Below are 20476 nucleotides of genomic sequence, written 5' to 3' on the forward strand. Positions count from 1 at the left end.
CAGTCCCTTACTTACTATCAAGAAATCATCATGAAAAAACTCTTCGCCCTCCTCATCGCCACCGTCATCCTGTCTGGCTGCAACACCGTCTCCGGCATTGGCCGCGATGTGCAGAAAGTCGGCCAGGTCGTCACTGGCGCCGGCGGAAAATAAACCGTGACGTGCCGGCGCCCTGCGCCGCCCGTCCTACCGAGTAGAAACAGCATGGATAAATTTACGCTTTACGAAGGCCTGGTGGCCCCGCTGGACCGCGCCAACGTCGACACCGACGCGATTATCCCGAAGCAATTCCTGAAATCGATCCACCGCAGCGGTTTCGGCCCCAACCTGTTCGACGAATGGCGCTACCTCGACCATGGCGAACCGGGCCAGGACAATAGCCGCCGTCCGCTGAACCCGGATTTCGTGCTTAACGAGGGGCGCTACCAGGGCGCCTCGATTTTGCTGACGCGCAAGAACTTCGGCTGCGGCTCCTCGCGCGAACACGCGCCGTGGGCCCTCGATCAATATGGCTTCCGCGCCATCATCGCGCCGTCGTTTGCCGATATCTTCTTCAATAACTGCTACAAGAATGGCTTGCTGCCCATCGTGCTGTCGGAAAGCCAGGTCGAGCACCTGTTCAATGAAGTCAAGGCTTTCCCCGGCTACCAGCTGGTGGTGGACCTGGAACAGCAGTGCGTGCGCACCAGCAATGGTTCCGTCTCGTATCCATTCGAGATCGATGCCTTCCGCAAATATTGCCTGATGAATGGCCTCGACGATATCGGCCTGACCCTGCGCCATGCGGACGATATCCGCGCCTTCGAAGAACGTCATCTCGCTACTCAACCGTGGCTCGCCAACGTCATTTAATCGATAAAAATATGAAAATTGCAATTTTACCCGGCGACGGCATCGGCCCTGAAATTGTCGCGCAAGCCGTCAAGGTCTTGAATGTGCTGGGCGAATCGTTCGAGCTGGAAAGCGCGCCCGTGGGCGGCGCCGGCTATGCGGCCCATGGTCACCCTTTGCCGGAAGGCACGCTGGCCCTGGCCAAGGCGGCCGATGCCGTGCTGTTCGGCGCCGTCGGCGACTACCAGTACGACAATCTGGAGCGCCAGTTCCGTCCCGAGCAAGCGATCCTGGGCTTGCGCAAGAACCTGGGCCTGTTCGCTAACCTGCGTCCGGCTATTTTGTATCCGGAACTGGCGGGCGCATCGACCCTGAAGCCGGAAGTGGTGGCGGGTCTGGACATTCTGATCATCCGTGAATTGACGGGCGATATTTATTTTGGCCAGCCCCGCGGCGTGCGCGAGTGCCCGGACGGTCCGTTCAAGGGTCAGCGCGAAGGCTTCGACACCATGCGCTATGCGGAGGGCGAAATCCGCCGCATCGCCCACGTGGCCTTCCAGGCCGCGCAAAAGCGCGACAAGAGGCTCACCAGCGTGGACAAGGCGAACGTGCTGGAAACCTTCCAGTTTTGGAAAGATATTGTCATCGACGTGCACAAGGAATACCCGGATGTTGCGCTCGATCATATGTATGTCGATAACGCGGCCATGCAACTGGTGCGGGCGCCGAAGAAATTCGACGTCATGGTGACCGGCAACATGTTCGGCGATATCTTGTCGGACGCGGCCGCGATGCTGACGGGCTCGATCGGCATGCTGCCGTCGGCTTCGCTCGATGCCAACAACAAGGGTTTGTACGAACCGTCGCATGGTTCGGCTCCCGATATCGCGGGCAAGGGCATCGCCAATCCGCTGGCGACGATTTTGTCGGCCGCCATGATGTTGCGCTATTCGCTGAACCGCGAAGAGCAGGCAAATCGTATCGAGGCTGCCGTCAAGCAAGTGCTGGCGCAGGGGCTGCGCACGGCCGACATCCACGAAGCGGGCACCACCTTGGTCGGTACCGAGGCGATGGGCGATGCAGTTGTAAAAGCACTGGGATAAAATAGTTTAATGACGGCAGTCGCCGTCTCATCTTGAGGAATGGTAATGAAATTAGTTGGCTTGGTAGGTTGGCGCGGTATGGTCGGTTCGGTCCTGATGCAGCGCATGCAGGAAGAGGGCGATTTCGCCCACATCGAACCGGTGTTTTTCACCACCTCGAACACGGGCGGCGCGGCGCCGGCCATGGCGAAGAATGAAACCATCCTCAAGGATGCCAACAACATCGCCGAACTGTCCAAATGCGACATCGTCATTTCCTGCCAGGGCGGGGACTACACGAGCTTTGTTTTCCCGCAGCTGCGCGCAGCGGGCTGGAATGGCTACTGGATCGATGCGGCCTCGACCTTGCGCATGGAAAAAGACGCCGTCATCGTGCTCGACCCCGTCAACTTGCACGTCATCAAGGATGCGCTGGGCAAGGGCGTGAAGAACTACATCGGCGGCAATTGCACCGTGTCCTGCATGATGATGGGCCTGGGCGGCCTGTTCCAGCACGATTTGATCGACTGGATGACGTCGATGACCTACCAGGCGGCATCGGGCGGCGGCGCGCAGCACATGCGCGAGCTGCTGACGCAGTTTGGCACCATCAACGGCTCCGTCAAGGCGCTGCTGGAAAACCCGGCTTCCGCCATCCTGGAAATCGACCGCCAGGTGCTGGCTACCCAGCACGGTTACTCGCCGGACGAGATCAAGCAATTCGGCGCGCCGCTGGCCGGGAACCTGATCCCGTGGATCGACAAGGACCTGGGCAATGGCCAGTCGAAGGAAGAATGGAAGGCCGGCGCGGAAACGAACAAGATCCTGGGCCGCGGCATCGACTTTGGCACCAAGGAAATTCCCGTCGACGGCCTGTGCGTGCGCATCGGCGCCATGCGCTGCCATTCGCAAGCGCTGACCATCAAGCTCAAAAAAGACGTGCCGCTCGATGAAATCAACGACATCATCGCCAGCAATAATCAATGGGTGAAATTCGTGCCGAACACGCGCGAAGCGTCCGTGCACGACCTGTCGCCGGCCGCCGTCACGGGCAGCCTGACGATACCCGTCGGTCGCGTGCGCAAGATGAGCATGGGCGGCGAGTACCTGTCCGCCTTCACCGTGGGCGATCAATTGTTGTGGGGTGCTGCCGAGCCGCTGCGCCGCATGTTGCGCATTTTGCTCGACGCGTAATGGCAATAAATTGCTGATCAAGATCAAGCCGGGGCTGTTTCCCCGGCTTTTTTTTCGCCCTGAAGCCATCAAGGCTCAACCATGCGGAGCTTGCATAGCTCTGGGCATGATGATATGTTGATACCTCTGGAAAAGTAACAGTTTTCCCATGTCAACTAAGATGCCGCCAACTATGCCTGTACACACTCGTCCCCGGGTCGCCTCCCTTGCCATTAAAACACTCAGCAGCGCTGTCGCCTGTGCGGTGTTATTGTCACCGGCGGCATCCGCAGCCGAGCTGGGCAAGATCACGGTGTTGTCCGCCGCCGGCCAGCCGCTGCGCGCCGAGGTCGAATTATCGGCCGTCAAGCCAGGCGAGGCAGCTAGCCTGCTGGCCAAACTGGCGCCGCCGGATGCCTACCGCCAGGCCAACGTGGAATTCAATTCCGCCCTGAACGCGTTGACATTTGCCGTGGAAAGCCGCAACGGCACGTCCTTCATCCGCATCAGCTCGGCGCAACCGGTGGCTGAACCCCTGGTGGATTTGCTGCTGGAACTGAGCAGCAAGAGCGGGCGCCAGGTGCGCGAATATGCATTCGTGCTCGACACGCCCGAAGCGCGCCAGACGCGCGGCGCGCAAGTGACGGCGCCCGTGGAGCCAGGCAAGGCCAAGCCTGCCGCCGCTGGTGTTGCGCCGCAAGCGCCGAAAAAGCCGGCCGGCGAATACAAGGTCAAGGCGGGCGATACCCTGAGCCGCATCGCCAGCGAACTGAAACCATCGGGCGTCTCGCTCGACATGATGCTTGTCGCCCTGTACCGTGCCAATCCCGATGCCTTCAAGGGCGAGAACATGAACCGCATGCAGGCCGGGCGCATCCTGGCCGTGCCGGGCGCGGACGCCGTGCGCGCCACCGACGCGGCCGCAGCGAAGGGCGTCGTGACGGCGCACGCCATCGATTTCGACGCCTATCGCAACAAGCTGGCGGGGCAGGTATCGCAAAGCAAGCCGGCCAAGGCGGCGCAATCGACGCAAAGCACGGCTGGCAAGATCGGGCCTACCCGCGTGCAGGAAAAGCCGACGGCCGTGAGCGAATCGCAAGACAAGCTGAAACTGTCGAAGGCGGAGCCGGCGGCCAAGTCGGCCGGCAAGAGCGCCGTCGCCAGCGAGGAAGACAAGATCGCCAAGGCCAAGCAGGTCGATGAAGCGGCCGCGCGCGTCAAGGAGCTGGAAAAGAACGTCAGCGACCTGGAAAAGTTGATGGCGGTCAAGAGCAAGGCCATGGCTGACAAGAGCGCTCCGGCACCCGCCAAGCCGGCCGAGGCCGCTGCCAGTGCATCGGCCATCGCCAGTGCGCCGGCCGAGGCGCAGCCGCCTGTTCCCAAGGCCAAGCCGGTGCCGCTGGTGAAAAAACCGTCGCCGCTGGAACCGACCATCACCGACAAGATCAACGACCACCTGGGCGCCATCGGCATAGGCATCGCCGCGTTGCTGGCGGCCGTGGCCGCATTGGTGATTGCGCGCCGCCGCAAGGAGACGCCGCCGCCCGCCGCAGATATCGCCCCCGTGTTCGAGCCGGAAGCGCCAGTGGTGCCATCGTCCGGGCTGGCGCCGGAAGACCAGCAGTCCGAAGCGAGCAACCACCTGTTCGGTACGGGCGCCGCCGCTGCCGGCGTGGCCGCCGCAGCGGGCGCCAGCATGCTCGATGCGAATGAAACGGACCCTGTTGCCGAAGCGGACGTGTATATCGCCTACGGCCGCGATGGCCAAGCCGAAGATATCCTCAAGGAAGCCTTGCGCATCCACCCCGAGCGCCATGCAGCCCGCTTGAAATTGTTGGAAATCTATTCCGCCCGCAACGATGTGCGCGCGTTTGAAGACCAGGCTAGCGAGCTGTACAGCCAGACGCGGGGCCAGGGCGAAGAGTGGCCGCAGGCGGCCGCGCTGGGCCTGGCGCTCGATCCCACCAACCCCTTGTATGGCGATACGGAAGACGATGCCGTCGTCAGTCTCAGCAAGGGGGCCGGCGACGATTTGCATGGCCAGAGCATGGACTTGCCCGACGACCTGTCTTCCCCGGCGGCCGACCTGGCGCCGGCAGAGCCGGTGTCCGCCGTGAGCGCCCGCGATGCGCGCGATCCTCTCGATTTTGACCTCGACAGCCTCGATTTCGAGCCTGTCTCCACCAGCGACCCGATCATCATGCCGGGGCCGGACAGCAAGCCGGTGTCTGCCGCGCAGGATGCGCACTATGACGCCAGCATGGATTTCGGCCTGGACCTGGAACCGCCAGCGGGCCCCGTGAATGGCGTGGGCGCCGGTTTGACGCCTTTGCCTGATCCGTTGAAGGATGTGGACCTGGCTCATTTCGACCTTGACGCGCCCGTGGCGCCGGCTGCCGCGCCGGTCGCGGCGGCCAAGCCATCCATCGACAGCCTGTTTGACGACGCGCAAACGCCAGCCACCTTGCCGGAAGTCATACCGCCCGCGCAAGAATTCGACCTGTCCGGCATCGACTTAGACCTCAACGATGGCAAGACGGCCAGCGTGGGCGTGGACGACCCGCTGTCGGCCATCCACATGGAAATGGATACCAAGCTGGACTTGGCGATCGCTTACCAGGAAATCGGCGACAAGGAAGGCGCGCGTGAGTTGATCGATGAGGTCATCAAGGGCGGCAGCGAAGAGCAGGTCGCCAAGGCGAATACAATGAAGGCACTCCTTAGCTAGCAATGCCCGCCGGCGCGGCAGGCTGCTGCGCCGGTATAATGCTCCGATGCAAAATATTACGACAGCAACGCCATTCAAGCGTATCGTCCTCGGTCTGCAGTATGACGGCACGGCCTGGCATGGATACCAGAAACAGGAAGATGGGCAGACGGTGCAGGACCAGCTGGAAAACGCGCTGGAGCAGTTTGCCCGCGTGCGCCTGGCCACGACCTGCGCCGGCCGCACGGATACGGGCGTGCATGCGCTCGAGCAAGTCGTGCACTTCGATACGGAACTGAACCGCGACGTGCACTCCTGGGTGCGCGGCGTCAACGCCTTCCTGCCGAAATCCATCGCCGTGCGCTGGGCCAAAGAGCTGGCCGGCGACCCCACCGTCAACGATTTCTTCCACGCCCGCTTTAGCGCCCGCGCGCGCACTTATCATTATGTATTGTATAACAACGCCACCCGCTCGCCGCTGGTGGAGGGGCGCGCCGGCTTCTTTTTCCGTCCGCTGGACGTGGAACTGATGCGCCAGGCCGTGCAACCGCTCTTGGGCTGGCACGATTTCACGGCCTTCCGCGCCGCGCAATGCCAGGCCAAGTCGCCCGTCAAGCTGATGCATGATATCCGCATCGAGCGGCGCGGCGATTGCGTCATCTTCACCATTACGGCGAATGCATTCCTGCACCACATGGTGCGCAACCTGGTCGGTTCGCTCGTGTATATTGGCACGGGACGCGAAGAGCCGGACTGGCTCGGGCACTTGCTTGAAAGCAAAGACCGTCACGCGGCGGCGCCCACTTTCATGCCGGACGGCCTGTACCTGGCGCAGATCGATTACGACCCGAAATGGGCGTTACCGCAAGACAGCAGCAGCGCTTTGCCCTGGTTCTGACGTTTTGCATCAAGCAATAACATCAAGCAATAACATCAAGGAATAGCATGCCTCGCACACGTATCAAGATCTGCGGCCTGACCCGCGTCGAAGACATCCAGGCGGTCGTGGCGGCAGGCGCCGACGCCATCGGCTTCGTGTTTTATCCGAAAAGTCCCCGTTACGTGACGCCCCGGCAGGCGGCCGACCTGATCGCCGCGATGCCGCCGTACGTGACGACGGTGGGCCTGTTCGTCAACGCCACGCTGGAAGAGGTGCGGGCCACCAAGGCCGTGGCGCCCTTGTCGCTGCTGCAATTTCATGGCGACGAGACGCCGGAACACAGTGCCGCGCTGGCTGGCGCCGTGCATACGCCGTTTACGCAGGTGTTCAGGGTGAAACCTGACACCCGCTGCGAAGATTTGCTAGAATACGAACAGCGCTATCGCGCCGCCAGTCCCTTGTTCTCCAGCCTCTTGCTCGATACCTATGTGGATGCCTACGGCGGTGCAGGAAAGGTATTTGATTGGTCCCTCATTCCAAAAGAACTCGCGCCTCGGGTCGTTTTAAGTGGTGGCTTGAGCGTACAAAACGCGACTGACGCAGTGCTGCGCGTGCGCCCTTACGCCGTCGACATCAGCAGTGGTGTCGAAGCGTCCAAGGGTATCAAGGACGCATCCCGAGTCCGCGCGTTCATCGCCGCGGTGCAGGATGCCGATGCCATCATTGCCAGAGGAAACCACCATGAATGACCACACGCATGACTACAGCGCCGCGCCCGGCGCAGCCGCCGCATTGTTCCACGCCACCGATTACCCGTTTCCCGACCCGCGCGGCCACTTCGGCCCGTATGGCGGCGCATTTGTTGCCGAAACGCTCACGCACGCGCTGGCCGAGCTGAAAGACGCCTATGCGCGCTACAGCGCCGACCCGGAATTCCTGGAAGAATTCCGCTACGAGCTGAAACATTTCGTTGGCCGTCCATCGCCCATTTACCACGCCAAGCGCTGGTCCGAAATGGCCGGCGGCGCGCAAATCTATTTCAAGCGCGAAGACTTGAACCACACGGGCGCGCACAAGATCAACAACGTGATCGGCCAGGCCCTGATGGCCAAGCGCATGGGCAAACCGCGCATTATCGCCGAGACGGGCGCCGGCCAGCATGGCGTGGCTACGGCCACCATCTGTGCCCGCTTCGGCCTCGAATGCGTGGTCTACATGGGCAGCGAAGATGTCAAGCGCCAGGCGCAGAATGTGTACCGCATGAAATTGCTGGGCGCGACCGTCGTGCCCGTCGAATCTGGTTCCAAGACCCTCAAGGATGCGCTGAACGAAGCCATGCGCGACTGGGTCACCAACATCGAAAACACCTTTTATATCATCGGCACCGTGGCCGGCCCTCATCCGTATCCGATGATGGTACGCGACTTCCAGTCCGTGATCGGCGAGGAATGCCTGGTGCAAATGCCGGAAATGACGGGCCGCCAACCCGACTACGTGGTCGCCTGCATCGGCGGCGGCTCGAACGCCATGGGCATTTTTTACCCGTACATCGACCAGAAAGAGGTGAAACTGATCGGCGTGGAAGCGGCCGGTGAGGGATTGGATACGGGCAAGCACTCGGCGTCCTTGACGGCGGGTTTCCCTGGCGTGCTGCACGGCAACCGTACCTATCTGCTGCAGGATGAGAATGGCCAGATCATCGAGACGCATTCCGTCTCGGCCGGCTTGGACTACCCGGGCGTGGGCCCGGAACATGCCTGGTTGAAAGATTCGGGCCGCGCGCAATATGTGTCGATCACGGATGACGAGGCATTGCAGGCTTTCCATGACTGCTGCCATATCGAAGGCATCATCCCGGCCCTGGAATCGTCGCACGCGCTGGCTTACGCGGCCAAGCTGGCGGCCACCTTGCCGAAAGACCAGATCGTGCTGGCCAACCTGTCGGGCCGTGGCGACAAGGACATGCATACCGTGGCGGAACGCATGGGATTGAATTTCAGTTAAGCAACTGATAAACCCCATGTCGCACAGGTCGGATTGGCGCGCCAGCGCGTCATCCGACATTCCTCACAGATAAAGAAAGCTCCCCATGTCCCGTATCGCCGCCACCTTCGCCAACTTAAAATCCCATAACAAGACCGGCTTGGTCACCTTCATTACCGCCGGCGATCCCGGCCCTGACGCCACCGTGCCCTTGATGCACGCGCTCGTTGAGGGCGGCGCCGACGTGCTGGAGCTGGGCGTGCCGTTTTCCGATCCCATGGCCGAAGGTCCCGTCATCCAGCGCGCCTGCGAACGCGCCTTGAAATTCAATGTCGGCATCCACGATGTGTTCGCTTATGTGCGCCAGTTCCGCGAAACGAACCAGACGACGCCCGTGGTACTGATGGGCTATGCCAACCCCATCGAGCGCATCGGCAGCGCCGCGTTTATTGATGCAGCGCAAGCGGCCGGCGCCGATGGCGCCATCATCGTCGACTATCCGCCGGAAGAGTGCGAGGAGTTCGCGGCCGCCATGCGTGCGGCCGGCCTCGACCTGATCTTCCTGCTGGCGCCTACCTCGACCGAAGAGCGCATCGCGCAAGTGGCCAAGGTTGGCGGTGGCTTCAGCTATTATGTGTCGCTCAAGGGTGTCACGGGTGCAGGCAACATTGATACGGAACAGGTGGCAGAGCGCCTCGCGGCCATCCGCCAGCATGTAAAATTACCGATCGGCGTTGGCTTCGGCATCCGCGATGGCGCCACGGCCAAGGCCGTGGCCAAGGTGGCCGATGCCGTTGTGATCGGCAGCCGCATCATCCAGGAGATAGAAAATGCGCCGCCAGGAGGCGCCGTGGACGCCGTGCGCAACTTTACGGCAGGCATCCGCGCCGCACTGGACGCCTGAGTAAACTTGCCTCTTAAGCAAGTTGCGTTGGCGGCAAAGTTCGACAGCCCGGCGATAAACGGCTACACTTCGGCCACTGAATGCCTGTCATTGTGCAATAGATAAAATTTTTGGTGGCGCCTTGCAAGGCGTCGCCGTTGACCGTCTGCCGGGGGCGTCCACCGACGCTACCCCTACAAGGGCCCAAGGAGAAAATATGAGTTGGTTGGAAAAACTGCTGCCACCGCGCATACAGCGTTCTGATGCTGCCGCGCGCAAGACCATGCCGGAAGGCCTGTGGGTCAAGTGCCCATCGTGCGAAGCCGTGCTGTATCGTACGGACCTGGAATCGAATTTGCACGTGTGTCCGAAATGCGACCATCACATGCGCATCCGCGCGCGTGAACGTCTCGACAGCTTGCTCGACGCGGGCGGCCGCTATGAAATCGGCCAGGAAATCCTGCCCGTCGATACCTTGAAGTTCAAGGACAGCAAGAAATACCCGGACCGCCTGAAGTCCGCCATGGAAGCGACGGGCGAGACGGATGCGATGGTTGTCTTGGGCGGCGCCATCATGAGCCTGCCAGTGGTGGTGGCGTGCTTCGAATTCGAATTCATGGGCGGCTCCATGGGCTCCGTCGTGGGCGAGCGCTTCGTGCGCGGCGCGCAGACCGCGCTGGAACAGAAAGTGCCGTTCATTTGCATCACCGCTACCGGTGGCGCGCGCATGCAGGAAGGCTTGCTCTCTTTGATGCAGATGGCGAAAACCACGGCCATGCTGACCAAGCTGTCGGAAAAGAAATTGCCATTCATCAGCGTGCTGACCGACCCGACCATGGGCGGCGTGTCCGCCTCGTTCGCCTTCATGGGCGACGTGGTGATCGCCGAGCCGAAAGCGCTGATCGGCTTTGCCGGCCCGCGCGTGATTGAAAACACCGTGCGCGAAAAGCTGCCGGAAGGTTTCCAGCGCGCCGAGTTCCTCGTCACCAAGGGCGCCGTCGACATGATTGTCGACCGTCGCAAGATGCGCGAAGAAATCGCCCGCTTGCTGGCCTTGTTGCAAAACCAGGCTGTCGAAGTCCTGGCTTAACGCCAGAGTAACAGGCCGGGCGGTGTCCTGCGGACCCGCCCGGTTGCCACGCCACATCGTTTGCGCGCCTCGCGCACTGTCTCCTCATCAAGAAGTCTCCCATGCAAATCCTCCCCACCACCTTGCCGGAATGGCTCGCCATGCTGGAAACCCGCCATTCGGAAACCCAGATCAACATGGGCCTGGACCGCGTGCAAGCCGTCAAGGCGCGCATGCAACTGGCTTTCACTTGCCCCGTGATCATGGTGGCGGGCACGAATGGCAAGGGTTCCACCTGCGCCATGCTGGAATCGGTACTGTTGCGCGCCGGCTACAAAGTGGGACTGTACATCAAGCCGCATTTCCTCGATTTCAATGAGCGTGCGCGCGTGCTGGGAGAGATGGCCAGCGACGAACAGCTCGTCGCCAGCTTCAACGCCGTCGAGGCCGTGCGCGTCGACACGCCGCTGACGTATTTCGAATTCACCACGCTGGCGATTTTGCACCTGCTGTCGCAAGCCAAGCTGGACGTGGCCATCCTGGAAGTGGGCCTGGGCGGGCGCCTCGATGCCGTCAACGTGATCGATGCGGACGTGGCCATTGTCACCAGCATCGATATCGACCATACGGATTACCTGGGCGACACGCGCGAAGCGATCGGTTTTGAAAAGGCGGGCATCTTCCGTCCAGGCAAGGCGGCCATCTGCAGCGACCCCGTGCCGCCGCAGTCCTTGATCGACCATGCCGAGGCCATCGGCGCCGACCTGTGGTTGATGGGCCGCGATTTCAACTATTCGGGCGACAAGCAGCAGTGGAACTATGGCGGGCGCGAGCAGCGCCGCAATTCGCTCGCGTATCCAAGCTTGCGCGGTGCCAACCAGATCCTCAATGCGACCGCCGTGCTGGCGGCGCTGGAAGTGCTGAAGCTGACACTGCCCGTGGGCGCGCAGGACGTGCGCACGGGCCTGGTGACGGTGGAACTGCCGGGCCGCTTCCAGGTCTTGCCTGGCCGCCCCAGCGTGATCCTCGACGTGGCGCACAATCCGCACGCGGCCGCGGCGCTGAACCAGAACCTGGGCAATATGGGCTATCACCCGTACACCTATGCGGTGTTCGGCTCCATGCAGGACAAGGATATCGATGGCGTGCTCGCCGCGATGAGCGAACACGTCGACCACTGGTGCCTGACGGGCTTGCCTTCGCCGCGCGCGGCGACGGCTTCCGAGCTGGCTGCCAAGGTGCAGATCATGCTCGAAGATAAGCCCGACAGCAGCGAGCATACTGTGTCTATTTTCGCTGATCCGGCAGAAGCTTTTGCAAATGCAATGAGCCGGGCCGGTGAGAATGATAGAATTGTGGTCTTTGGTTCTTTCCTCACCGTTGCCGGCGTGATGAAGGCCCGAAAATCCTCACTTCACTGAAACGCACTCGACTGAAAATCACGCATGGGCTTGTTCTCGAAACTGTTTAAAAACAAGCAAGAATCCTCTGGCGAAGACAGCGGCTTTTATGTCCCTGGCGAAGCACAGTCGCCGACCCGCAAGCGCGCCGCCAACACCTCCGGTGGCGGCGGATCGCGCCGTGGCGGCAAGGAAGCGCCGGATCCGGTCTTGCCTGAAAAAAAGCGCGCCCGTCGCCGTCTGGTCGGGGCCATCGCCCTGGCCCTGGGCGTGGCGGTGGGCTTGCCGATGCTGCTCGATTCCGAGCCGAAGGCGCCTTTCAACGATATCGCCATCGACATTCCATCGAAGGAAAAGGCGACGCCTACACCGGCGCCCGTGCCGGCTCCCCCTGCCCAGGCCGCAGCAAATGGCCTGGACCAGTCCGAGGAAATCATCGACGCGCCCCTGCCGCCAGCGGCCAGGCCGGCACCGGTGCCGGCCCCCGTGTTGGCGGCCGTCCAGCCTGCGCCGGCCAAGCCGGCCTATGTGGAAGCGAAACCCGAGACCAAGCCGGAGTCCAAGCCTGTCAAGGTGGAGCCAAAACCCGAGCCAAAGCACGACACCAAGCCGGAACCCAAGCCTGAGTCCAAACCCGAGCCGAAACACGAGCCCAAGCCTGAACCAAAGCATGAGGTAAAGCCGGAAGTCAAGCCTGAGCCCAAGCCTGCCAAACCGGTGCAATCTGCCGACGATGCGGCGCGCGCCATGGCGATTCTGGAAGGCAAGCCACTCGACAAGCCGCAAGAGAAAGCACAAGACAAGGCACACGACGCGGGCAACGGCAAGTTCGTGGTGCAGGTGGCAGCCCTGGCGACGCAGGACAAGGTCGATGAATTGCAGGACAAGCTGCGCGAAGCGGGCATCAAATCCTATACGCAGAAAGTCTCCAGCCCGGCGGGCGAGCGTATCCGCGTGCGCGTGGGGCCGTTCGGCAACCGCGAAGATGCCGAAAAGACCCGCGCCAAGCTGCAAAAGCTGGGCCTGGGCGGCAGCCTGGTGCCGGCGTGATGTTGCAAGGCTGAACGCGCGTGACGATCTTCGATTACCTAGTGCTGTTCGTGCTGGTGACGTCCGTGCTGATCAGCATGATGCGTGGCCTGGTCAAGGAAATACTGTCATTGGTCAGTTGGATCGTGGCCTTCGTCATTGCCAACGCATATGGCGCCACCCTGGCGAAATTCCTGCCGGAAGCCGTGCCGGGCGAAGCCGTTCGCCTGTTGCTGGCCTTCGTGGTGCTGTTCATCGGCGTGCGCATTTTGATGGGATTGCTGTCCATGACGGTCGACGCACTGGTCAAGGTGACGGGCCTGAGCCTGGCCGATCGCACCCTGGGCAGCCTGTTCGGCGTGGCGCGGGGCCTTGTGATCGTGCTGACCGCCGTCATCTTGTGTGGCATGACTTCCATACCGCAGCAGCCATTCTGGAAAAATGCGCTGCTCAGCCCGTTCGCGGAGCAGGGTGCGCGTGCCATCAAGCCTTATCTGCCTGCCGCTTACGCGCAGCATGTGAAATTTTGAATTTTTTTAAAATCAGTAGCACAGTTTAGGAGCACACCATGTGTGGCATCGTCGGCGTCGTTTCCCATCAACCTGTCAATCAATTGCTCTATGATGCATTGTTGCTCCTGCAACATCGCGGTCAGGACGCGGCAGGGATTGCGACCAATCACAGCAGTATGTTTTCCATGCACAAAGCCAATGGCCTGGTGCGTGACGTCTTCCGTACGCGCAACATGCGTTCGCTGCAAGGCACGACGGGCATCGGCCATTGCCGCTACCCGACGGCCGGTTCGTCGAGCGAAGAGGAAGCACAGCCGTTTTATGTGAATGCACCGTTTGGTATCACCCTGGCGCACAATGGCAACCTGACCAACTGGGAACAGTTGAAACAGGAAATGTTCAAGAACGACCGCCGCCACATCAATACCGATTCCGATTCGGAAGTGCTGCTCAACGTGCTGGCGCATGAAATCCAGGAAGCGACGACGGGCCTGAACCTGGACCCGGAAGCCATCTTCAAGGCTATCACCGTGCTGAACCGCCGCGTCAAGGGCGGCTACGCTGCCGTCGCGCAAATCGCCGGCGTGGGCTTGCTGGCCTTCCGCGACCCGCACGGCATCCGTCCGCTGTGCCTGGGCATCAATGAAACGGAGCAGGGTCCTGAGTACCTGATCGCCTCCGAATCCGTGGCCCTGGAAGGCATGGGTTTCCGCTTCGTGCGCGATATCGGTCCCGGCGAAGCCGTCTTCATCGATGCCGACAAGAAATTGCACAGCGCCCAGTGCGCCGACAATGCCAGCCTGAATCCCTGCGTGTTCGAATTCGTCTACCTGGCCCGTCCCGACTCCGTCATCGACGGCGCCTCGGTGTACGCCACGCGCCTGAAAATGGGTGAATACCTGGCTGAAAAGATCCGTGCCGAATTGCCTGGCGTGCATATCGACGTGGTCATGCCGATTCCCGATTCCTCGCGTCCGGCCGCCATCCAGCTGGCCCTGGCGCTGAACCTGGAATACCGCGAAGGTTTCATCAAGAACCGCTACATCGGCCGTACCTTCATCATGCCGGGCCAGGCGGCGCGCAAGAAATCCGTGCGCCAGAAGCTCAACGCGATTCCATCCGAATTCAAGGATAAAGTGGTACTGCTGGTCGACGATTCCATCGTGCGCGGCACCACCAGCCGTGAAATCGTGCAGATGGCGCGCGAAGCGGGTGCGAAGAAAGTCATCTTCGCCTCGGCCGCGCCACCGGTGATCTACCCGAACGTGTATGGCATCGACATGCCGACGCGCGACGAACTGATCGCTTACGGCCGCACGACGGAAGAAGTGTGCCGCGAAATCACCGCCGATTACTTGGTGTACCAGGATATCGGCGCGCTCAAGCAGGCGATTGCCGACGTCAATCCGGCACTGACGAATTTCGAGGCCTCGTGCTTCGATGGCGTGTACGTGACGGGCGACGTGTCGCAGGAATACCTGGACCGCCTGGAATATGCGCGCCACCATCCGAAGGCGGCAGCGCCCGAAGATACGCCGCGTTCCCAGCTGAACCTGAACCTGGCGACAACGGAAGCATAAGTAAGCTGCCCGGCCGATGCCGGGCTTTTTTTTCTTTGCGATCATGAACGATAAAAAAAACTACGGCTTTACCACCACCATCCTGCATAATGACCGCCGCAAGGGCATCGAGCATGGCTCCCTGCACAAGCCCGTGCACAATTCCGTCGCTTTTGGCTATGGCGATGCGCGCCAGCTCGCTTCCGTATTCCAGGGCAAGGAGCCGGGTTTTCGCTATGGCCGCCAGGGCAACCCGACGGTTTCGGCGCTGGAAGACAAGGTCAACAAGATGGAAGACGGCGTGGCGACCTTGTGCTTCGCCACCGGCATGGGCGCCATCGGCGCCGTGGTGCAATCCTTGCTGCGCGCGGGCGACCATGTGGTGTCGTCGGCCTTTTTGTTTGGCAATACCAACAGCCTGTGGCAAACGGTGACGGGGCAGGGCATCGGCGTGTCGTTTGTCGATGCCACCGATGTGGCCAACGTGGCCGCCGCCATCACGCCGGCCACGCGCATCGTGTTCGTGGAAACCATCGCCAATCCGCGCACGCAGATCGCCGACCTGGCGAAGATTGGCGCGCTGTGCAAGGAACGTGGCATCTTGTATATCGTCGACAATACGATGACGACGCCGTACCTGTTCCGCCCGAAAGCGGTGGGCGCGGGGCTGGTGGTCAATGCGTTGACGAAATCCATCGGCGGCCACGGCAATGCGTTGGGAGGCAGCTTGACGGACACGGGCGTGTTCGACTGGACGCGGTACCCGAATATCTTTGAAAACTACAAGAAGGCGGCGCCCGCGCAGTGGGGCATCGCGCAAATCCGCGCTAAGGCCTTGCGCGACTTCGGCGCTTCGCTGGGACCGGAAGCGGCGCACCATATCGCCGTCGGCGCGGAAACCATGGCCTTGCGCATGGACCGCACCTGCTCGAACGCCCTGGCGCTGGCCACCATGCTGGCCGCCGACCCGCGCGTGGCTGCCGTGCATTACCCGGGCTTGGCGTCGCACCCGCAGCACGCGCTGGCGACGGACTTGTTTCGCAGCTATGGTTCCCTGTTCAGCTTTGAGCTGACAGACGGCATTGACTGCTTCGATTTCCTGAACCGCCTGAACCTGGCCATTCCAGCGAGCAACCTCGGCGACACGCGCACCCTGGTCATTCCCGTCGCCCACACGATCTTTTACGAGATGGGCGCAGAGCGGCGCGCCAGCATGGGCATCGCCGAGTCGCTGATCCGCGTGTCGGTGGGTATCGAGGATGAGGCGGATTTGCTCGAGGATTTCCGTAGTGCCCTGGACGCATAAAACGCCTGGGCAATAAAAAAGGGCCGCCACAGTCATGCTGTTGCGGCCCTTTTTAGCTTGTGCGTTTAATGCCAGCTGCGCATCAGTCCTACCGCTAAACCTTCCAGTGCGAATTCATCTTCCGGCGACACGGTAATGACCTTGAAGTCGGGGTTTTCCGGCAGCAGTTCGATGACGGAACCCGTTTTCTTGTAGCGCTTGACGGTGACTTCGTCGCCGATGCGGGCGACGACGATCTGGCCATTCTTGGCGCTGTCGACTTTCTTGACGGCCAATAAATCGCCATCCATGATGCCGGCGTCGCGCATGGACCAGCCGCGCACCTTCAGCAGGAAGTCGGGCTTGGCCGAAAACAGGGCCGGGTCCACGTTGTAGCTCGCTTCCAGGTTTTCCTGTGCCAGGATGGGCGAGCCGGCAGCCACGCGGCCGATCAGCGGCAGCGACAACAGCAGTGCTGCCGGCACCTTCGAGGGCAGCATGTCGGCGGACGCATTCGCCGCCGTACCGATCAGGCGGATGCCGCGCGAGGTACCAGGCGAAATCTCGATGGCGCCCTTGCGGGCCAGGGCTTGCAAATGCTCTTCGGCCGCATTGGCCGATTTGAAACCCAATTCATTGGCGATTTCAGCACGGGTAGGAGGGAAACCCGTATTTTCAATCGCGTCCTTGATCAGGTTCAGGATTTGTTCTTGTCGTGCTGTCAGCTTGATCATGAGCGGTGGGTGCATACTAAAATGCTGTCTATATGAACAGACTGTATTTTTGTACAGTATCGCCCGAGATGCAAGGGGATTTCTGTTATTTGCGCGAATTTCGTGTGAAATACTGGAATGCACAGGAAAAAGCGTCTGGCCGGCCCCGCGCATGGGCCGCTTGTTGAAGAATGATTGAAACGTTTGCAAAAGGCGGTTATAATCTTCGGCTGACCTTCCCACACCCGTCTTGACGCCGGGGTGGGCGATTATTAATCCGACCTGAAGGAGTTTGCATGCGTCATTATGAAATAGTCTTTATCGTCCATCCGGACCAAAGCGAGCAAGTGCCCGCGATGATCGAACGCTACAAAGCCAGCGTAACCACCCGCGGCGGTTCGGTTCACCGCGTGGAAGATTGGGGCCGCCGTCAAATGGCTTACTCGATCCAAAAGCTGCCTAAAGCACACTACATCTGCCTGAACATCGAATGCGACAACGAGACCCTGGTCGAGTTGGAAACAGCATTCAAATTCAATGATGCCGTGTTGCGTCACCTGACCGTTAAAATGAAGAAAGCTGAAACAGCTCCTTCGCCGATGATGAAATCGGTACAACGCGAAGACGCGGCCAAAAGCCACCGCACCGAAGCACCAGCAGCCGCTCCAGTAGCCGCAGCAGCTTAATTCTTGACCAGGATCGTGCGCTGAACCAGCTACAAGTCACCGCCATCATTGCCGAGCGCGAAATATTGCGCTATACCCCGGCAGGGCTGCCGATTGTGAATGCAGTATTGCAGCACAGTTCGCAGCAGATGGAAGCAGGGATTGCCCGTTTGACCGAGTTTGATGTTGCCGCGCTAGCCGCTGGCGAAATTTCAGGCCGGTTCAGCCAGGCAAGCTTGGGCGGGGTCTATCAGTTCACGGGTTTCCTGGCCAGGAAGAGCCGCAACAGCAAGAGTTTGGTGTTTCACATCATTGATTTTAGTGCAGTCACTTTGACTAGCGCATTTTAGATACAGGAGCCTGATATGGCATTCGGTAAAAAGTTCGACAAAAATAAGCTCAAGCTTAAAGAAAAACGCAAACAGCAAAATCCGTTGTTCAAACGCAAGAAGTTCTGCCGCTTCACCGCAGCTCACGTTGAGCAAGTCGACTACAAAGACGTCGACACGCTGAAAGACTTCGTCCAAGAAAACGGCAAGATCATGCCAGCACGCCTGACCGGTACCAAAGCGCACTACCAGCGCCAAGTTGACACCGCAATCAAGCGCGCTCGCTTCCTCGCGCTGCTGCCATACACCGATCTGCACCACGCTTAATCGGTCAGATATTCCTGGAGAAGAACTATGCAAATCATTCTGTTAGAAAAAGTTGTTAACGTCGGCAACCTCGGCGAAGTCGTCAAAGTCAAAGACGGTTACGCACGTAACTTCCTGATCCCGCAACGCCTGGCACGTCGTGCTACGGCAACCGCTGTGGCTGAATTCGAAGTCAAGCGCGCCGAACTGGAAAAAGCTGCTGCCGCCAAACTGGCCGCATCGCAAGCCCAGGGCGAAAAACTGAGCGGCCTGACCGTTCAAGTTGCTCAAAAAGCTGGTGTTGATGGCCGTCTGTTCGGTTCCGTCACCAACTTCGACATCGCTGAAGCGCTGACCAAGCAAGGTTTTGCTGTTGAAAAAGCACAAATCCGCATGCCTACCGGCCCGCTGAAGATCGTTGGCGAGCACAACGTTTCGGTTGCTCTGCACACCGACGTGGTCGTGGAAGTTGTGATCGCTGTCGTTCCAGACGCGAACGCGTAATCGTCTGCGGGCCTGGCCTGCAAGCGCTACCGTACTGTCAAGCACAATGAAAAGCCGGGTTCGCCCGGCTTTTTTTTGGCCTTTTTTTTCACTCAATTTCAGCCCTTTATTTTTGCCAGCACGCCGAAGCGGGTATAATTCGCGCCATGAACGCCCCCTCTGATCCGCAACTGGATTCCCTCCGTATTCCGCCGCATTCGATCGAAGCAGAACAATCCGTTATCGGTGGTCTGCTGCGCGACAATGCCGCGTATGACCGCATCGCCGACTTCATGCATGCGGAGGATTTCTATCGCTATGACCATCGGATCATCTTCGAGCAAATCGTCAAGATGATTAACGGCTCCAGGCCAGCCGATGTCATTACTGTTTTTGAAACCCTGACCCAGCTCGGCAAGGCCGATGATGTGGGCGGACTCGCTTACCTTAACGCCATGGCGCAAAACACGCCATCGGCCGCGAACATCCGGCGCTACGCCGAGATCGTGCGCGACCGCGGCGTGCTGCGCAAACTCATCACCGTCGCCGACGATATTTCCGGTACGGCCTTCAGCCCGCAAGGCAAGGAAGTCAAGCAGATGCTTGACGAGGCCGAGTCGAAGATTTTCGCCATCGCCGAAGAAGGCGCGCGCGGCGCCCAAGGCTGGACCGCCATCCAGCCCCTGCTGACGCAGGTAGTCGAGCGTATTGACGAGCTGTACAGCCGCGACAACCAGAGTGAAATCACGGGCGTGCCCACCGGTTTCATTGACCTGGACCGCATGACTTCCGGTCTGCAGCCGGGCGACCTGGTGATCGTGGCGGGCCGTCCTTCGATGGGCAAGACGGCGTTTTCCGTGAACATCGGCGAAAACGTGGCCATCGACAGCGGCTTGCCCGTGGCCGTGTTCTCGATGGAGATGGGCGGCGCCCAGCTGGCCATGCGTATGCTCGGCTCCGTCGGGCAGCTCGACCAGCACCGCCTGCGCACGGGCCGCCTGAACGATGAGGACTGGCCACGCCTGACGAATGCGATCCAGAAGATGAACGACGCGCAGTTGTACATCGATGAAACGCCGGCGCTCAACTCGATCGAATTGCGCGCCCGCTCGCGCCGTTTGTCGCGTCAGTGTGGCAAGCTGGGCCTGATCATCGTCGATTACTTGCAGCTGATGTCGGCCAATTCCCCAGGCGATAACCGCGCCACGGAGATTTCCGAGATTTCGCGGGGCTTGAAAGGGCTGGCGAAAGAACTCGGTTGTCCCGTGATCGCGCTGTCACAGCTGAACCGCTCGCTGGAGCAACGCCCGAACAAGCGCCCCGTGATGTCGGACTTGCGCGAATCGGGCGCTATTGAGCAGGATGCCGACGTGATCCTGTTCATTTACCGTGACGAGGTGTATAACCCCGACTCGCCAGACAAGGGGACGGCCGAAATCATCATCGGCAAACAGCGTAACGGTCCGATCGGCAGCATTCGCCTCACCTTCATGGGGCAGTACACCAAATTTGGCAATTACAGTGGTGGCCTGGCGCTTTACCAAGGCGATTAAGACTCAGCAGCACTGAACTTCCATTGGCCGCCCC

General features: G+C 60.6%; 21 protein-coding genes. 20 read left to right on the forward strand and 1 reads right to left on the reverse strand.

Features of this window, described 5'->3' with window-relative positions; genetic code table 11:
* The first annotated feature begins 30 nt into the window (after positions 1–30).
* From ACQ4W7_RS02355 to ACQ4W7_RS02425, 15 genes are all read left to right on the forward strand, one after another.
* Complete coding sequence (locus ACQ4W7_RS02355; RefSeq protein ID WP_010400408.1) at positions 31–153, forward strand: entericidin A/B family lipoprotein; 123 nt, start codon at positions 31–33, stop codon at positions 151–153.
* Positions 154–204: 51 nt separating this feature from the next.
* A complete protein-coding gene (gene leuD, locus ACQ4W7_RS02360; protein WP_426070820.1) occupies positions 205–852 on the forward strand; it encodes a 3-isopropylmalate dehydratase small subunit in 648 nt (215 codons plus the stop codon).
* A gap of 11 nt (positions 853–863) precedes the next feature.
* Positions 864–1934 carry a 3-isopropylmalate dehydrogenase gene (gene leuB, locus ACQ4W7_RS02365; protein ID WP_426070819.1) on the forward strand — a complete coding sequence of 357 codons (1071 nt, stop codon included), beginning with the start codon at positions 864–866 and terminating at the stop codon, positions 1932–1934.
* 45 nt (positions 1935–1979) lie between these two features.
* Positions 1980–3107: an aspartate-semialdehyde dehydrogenase gene (gene asd / locus ACQ4W7_RS02370; protein WP_436528130.1), complete on the forward strand. Its 1128-nt coding sequence runs from the start codon at positions 1980–1982 to the stop codon at positions 3105–3107.
* Positions 3108–3351: 244 nt separating this feature from the next.
* Positions 3352–5814, forward strand: coding sequence for a motility hub landmark protein FimV (locus ACQ4W7_RS02375; RefSeq protein WP_436528132.1), 2463 nt, complete (start codon positions 3352–3354; stop codon positions 5812–5814).
* A gap of 46 nt (positions 5815–5860) precedes the next feature.
* Positions 5861–6691, forward strand: coding sequence for a tRNA pseudouridine(38-40) synthase TruA (gene truA / locus ACQ4W7_RS02380; RefSeq protein ID WP_436528134.1), 831 nt, complete (start codon positions 5861–5863; stop codon positions 6689–6691).
* Between the two features lie 47 nt (positions 6692–6738).
* A complete protein-coding gene (locus ACQ4W7_RS02385) occupies positions 6739–7422 on the forward strand; it encodes a phosphoribosylanthranilate isomerase (protein ID WP_426070815.1) in 684 nt (227 codons plus the stop codon).
* The gene (gene trpB, locus ACQ4W7_RS02390) at positions 7415–8677 is read left to right on the forward strand and encodes a tryptophan synthase subunit beta (RefSeq protein ID WP_436528137.1); all 1263 of its coding nucleotides are present in this window, start codon (positions 7415–7417) and stop codon (positions 8675–8677) included. Before ACQ4W7_RS02385 ends, trpB begins: the two co-directional genes overlap by 8 nt.
* A gap of 85 nt (positions 8678–8762) precedes the next feature.
* The gene (gene trpA, locus ACQ4W7_RS02395; RefSeq protein ID WP_426070813.1) at positions 8763–9560 is read left to right on the forward strand and encodes a tryptophan synthase subunit alpha; all 798 of its coding nucleotides are present in this window, start codon (positions 8763–8765) and stop codon (positions 9558–9560) included.
* A gap of 196 nt (positions 9561–9756) precedes the next feature.
* Entirely contained in the window at positions 9757–10629 is an 873-nt protein-coding gene (gene accD / locus ACQ4W7_RS02400) for an acetyl-CoA carboxylase, carboxyltransferase subunit beta (RefSeq protein ID WP_426070812.1), read from the forward strand.
* Positions 10630–10730: 101 nt separating this feature from the next.
* Positions 10731–12029, forward strand: a complete 1299-nt coding sequence (gene folC, locus ACQ4W7_RS02405; RefSeq protein WP_436528139.1) for a bifunctional tetrahydrofolate synthase/dihydrofolate synthase — start codon at positions 10731–10733, stop codon at positions 12027–12029.
* A 24-nt stretch (positions 12030–12053) separates the two neighbouring features.
* Positions 12054–13058, forward strand: a complete 1005-nt coding sequence (locus ACQ4W7_RS02410; RefSeq protein WP_436528141.1) for an SPOR domain-containing protein — start codon at positions 12054–12056, stop codon at positions 13056–13058.
* A 20-nt stretch (positions 13059–13078) separates the two neighbouring features.
* The gene (locus ACQ4W7_RS02415) at positions 13079–13567 is read left to right on the forward strand and encodes a CvpA family protein (protein ID WP_219133819.1); all 489 of its coding nucleotides are present in this window, start codon (positions 13079–13081) and stop codon (positions 13565–13567) included.
* A gap of 38 nt (positions 13568–13605) precedes the next feature.
* Positions 13606–15129: an amidophosphoribosyltransferase gene (gene purF, locus ACQ4W7_RS02420; RefSeq protein ID WP_426070809.1), complete on the forward strand. Its 1524-nt coding sequence runs from the start codon at positions 13606–13608 to the stop codon at positions 15127–15129.
* 43 nt (positions 15130–15172) lie between these two features.
* Positions 15173–16414: a cystathionine gamma-synthase family protein gene (locus ACQ4W7_RS02425; protein WP_426070808.1), complete on the forward strand. Its 1242-nt coding sequence runs from the start codon at positions 15173–15175 to the stop codon at positions 16412–16414.
* Positions 16415–16479: 65 nt separating this feature from the next.
* On the opposite strand, the gene lexA is transcribed toward ACQ4W7_RS02425, so the two are convergent.
* On the reverse strand, positions 16480–17127 hold the full coding sequence (gene lexA, locus ACQ4W7_RS02430) for a transcriptional repressor LexA (RefSeq protein ID WP_436528294.1): 648 nt from the start codon (positions 17125–17127) through the stop codon (positions 16480–16482).
* Positions 17128–17402: 275 nt separating this feature from the next.
* On the opposite strand from lexA, the gene rpsF reads away from it, so the two are divergent.
* The 5 genes from rpsF (at position 17403) to ACQ4W7_RS02455 (ending at position 20442) form a co-directional block, all read left to right on the forward strand.
* On the forward strand, positions 17403–17792 hold the full coding sequence (gene rpsF, locus ACQ4W7_RS02435) for a 30S ribosomal protein S6 (protein WP_116745195.1): 390 nt from the start codon (positions 17403–17405) through the stop codon (positions 17790–17792).
* 20 nt (positions 17793–17812) lie between these two features.
* Positions 17813–18121: a primosomal replication protein N gene (gene priB, locus ACQ4W7_RS02440; protein WP_102121956.1), complete on the forward strand. Its 309-nt coding sequence runs from the start codon at positions 17813–17815 to the stop codon at positions 18119–18121.
* 15 nt (positions 18122–18136) lie between these two features.
* Complete coding sequence (rpsR, locus tag ACQ4W7_RS02445; RefSeq protein WP_010400024.1) at positions 18137–18427, forward strand: 30S ribosomal protein S18; 291 nt, start codon at positions 18137–18139, stop codon at positions 18425–18427.
* Between the two features lie 27 nt (positions 18428–18454).
* The gene (rplI, locus tag ACQ4W7_RS02450) at positions 18455–18910 is read left to right on the forward strand and encodes a 50S ribosomal protein L9 (RefSeq protein WP_034783456.1); all 456 of its coding nucleotides are present in this window, start codon (positions 18455–18457) and stop codon (positions 18908–18910) included.
* A gap of 146 nt (positions 18911–19056) precedes the next feature.
* A complete protein-coding gene (locus ACQ4W7_RS02455; RefSeq protein ID WP_071076107.1) occupies positions 19057–20442 on the forward strand; it encodes a replicative DNA helicase in 1386 nt (461 codons plus the stop codon).
* Positions 20443–20476 lie beyond the last annotated feature (34 nt).

Origin of the sequence: Janthinobacterium algoris (genome assembly GCF_051380935.1) — a bacterium.
In the GTDB taxonomy this organism is placed as follows: domain Bacteria; phylum Pseudomonadota; class Gammaproteobacteria; order Burkholderiales; family Burkholderiaceae_D; genus Janthinobacterium.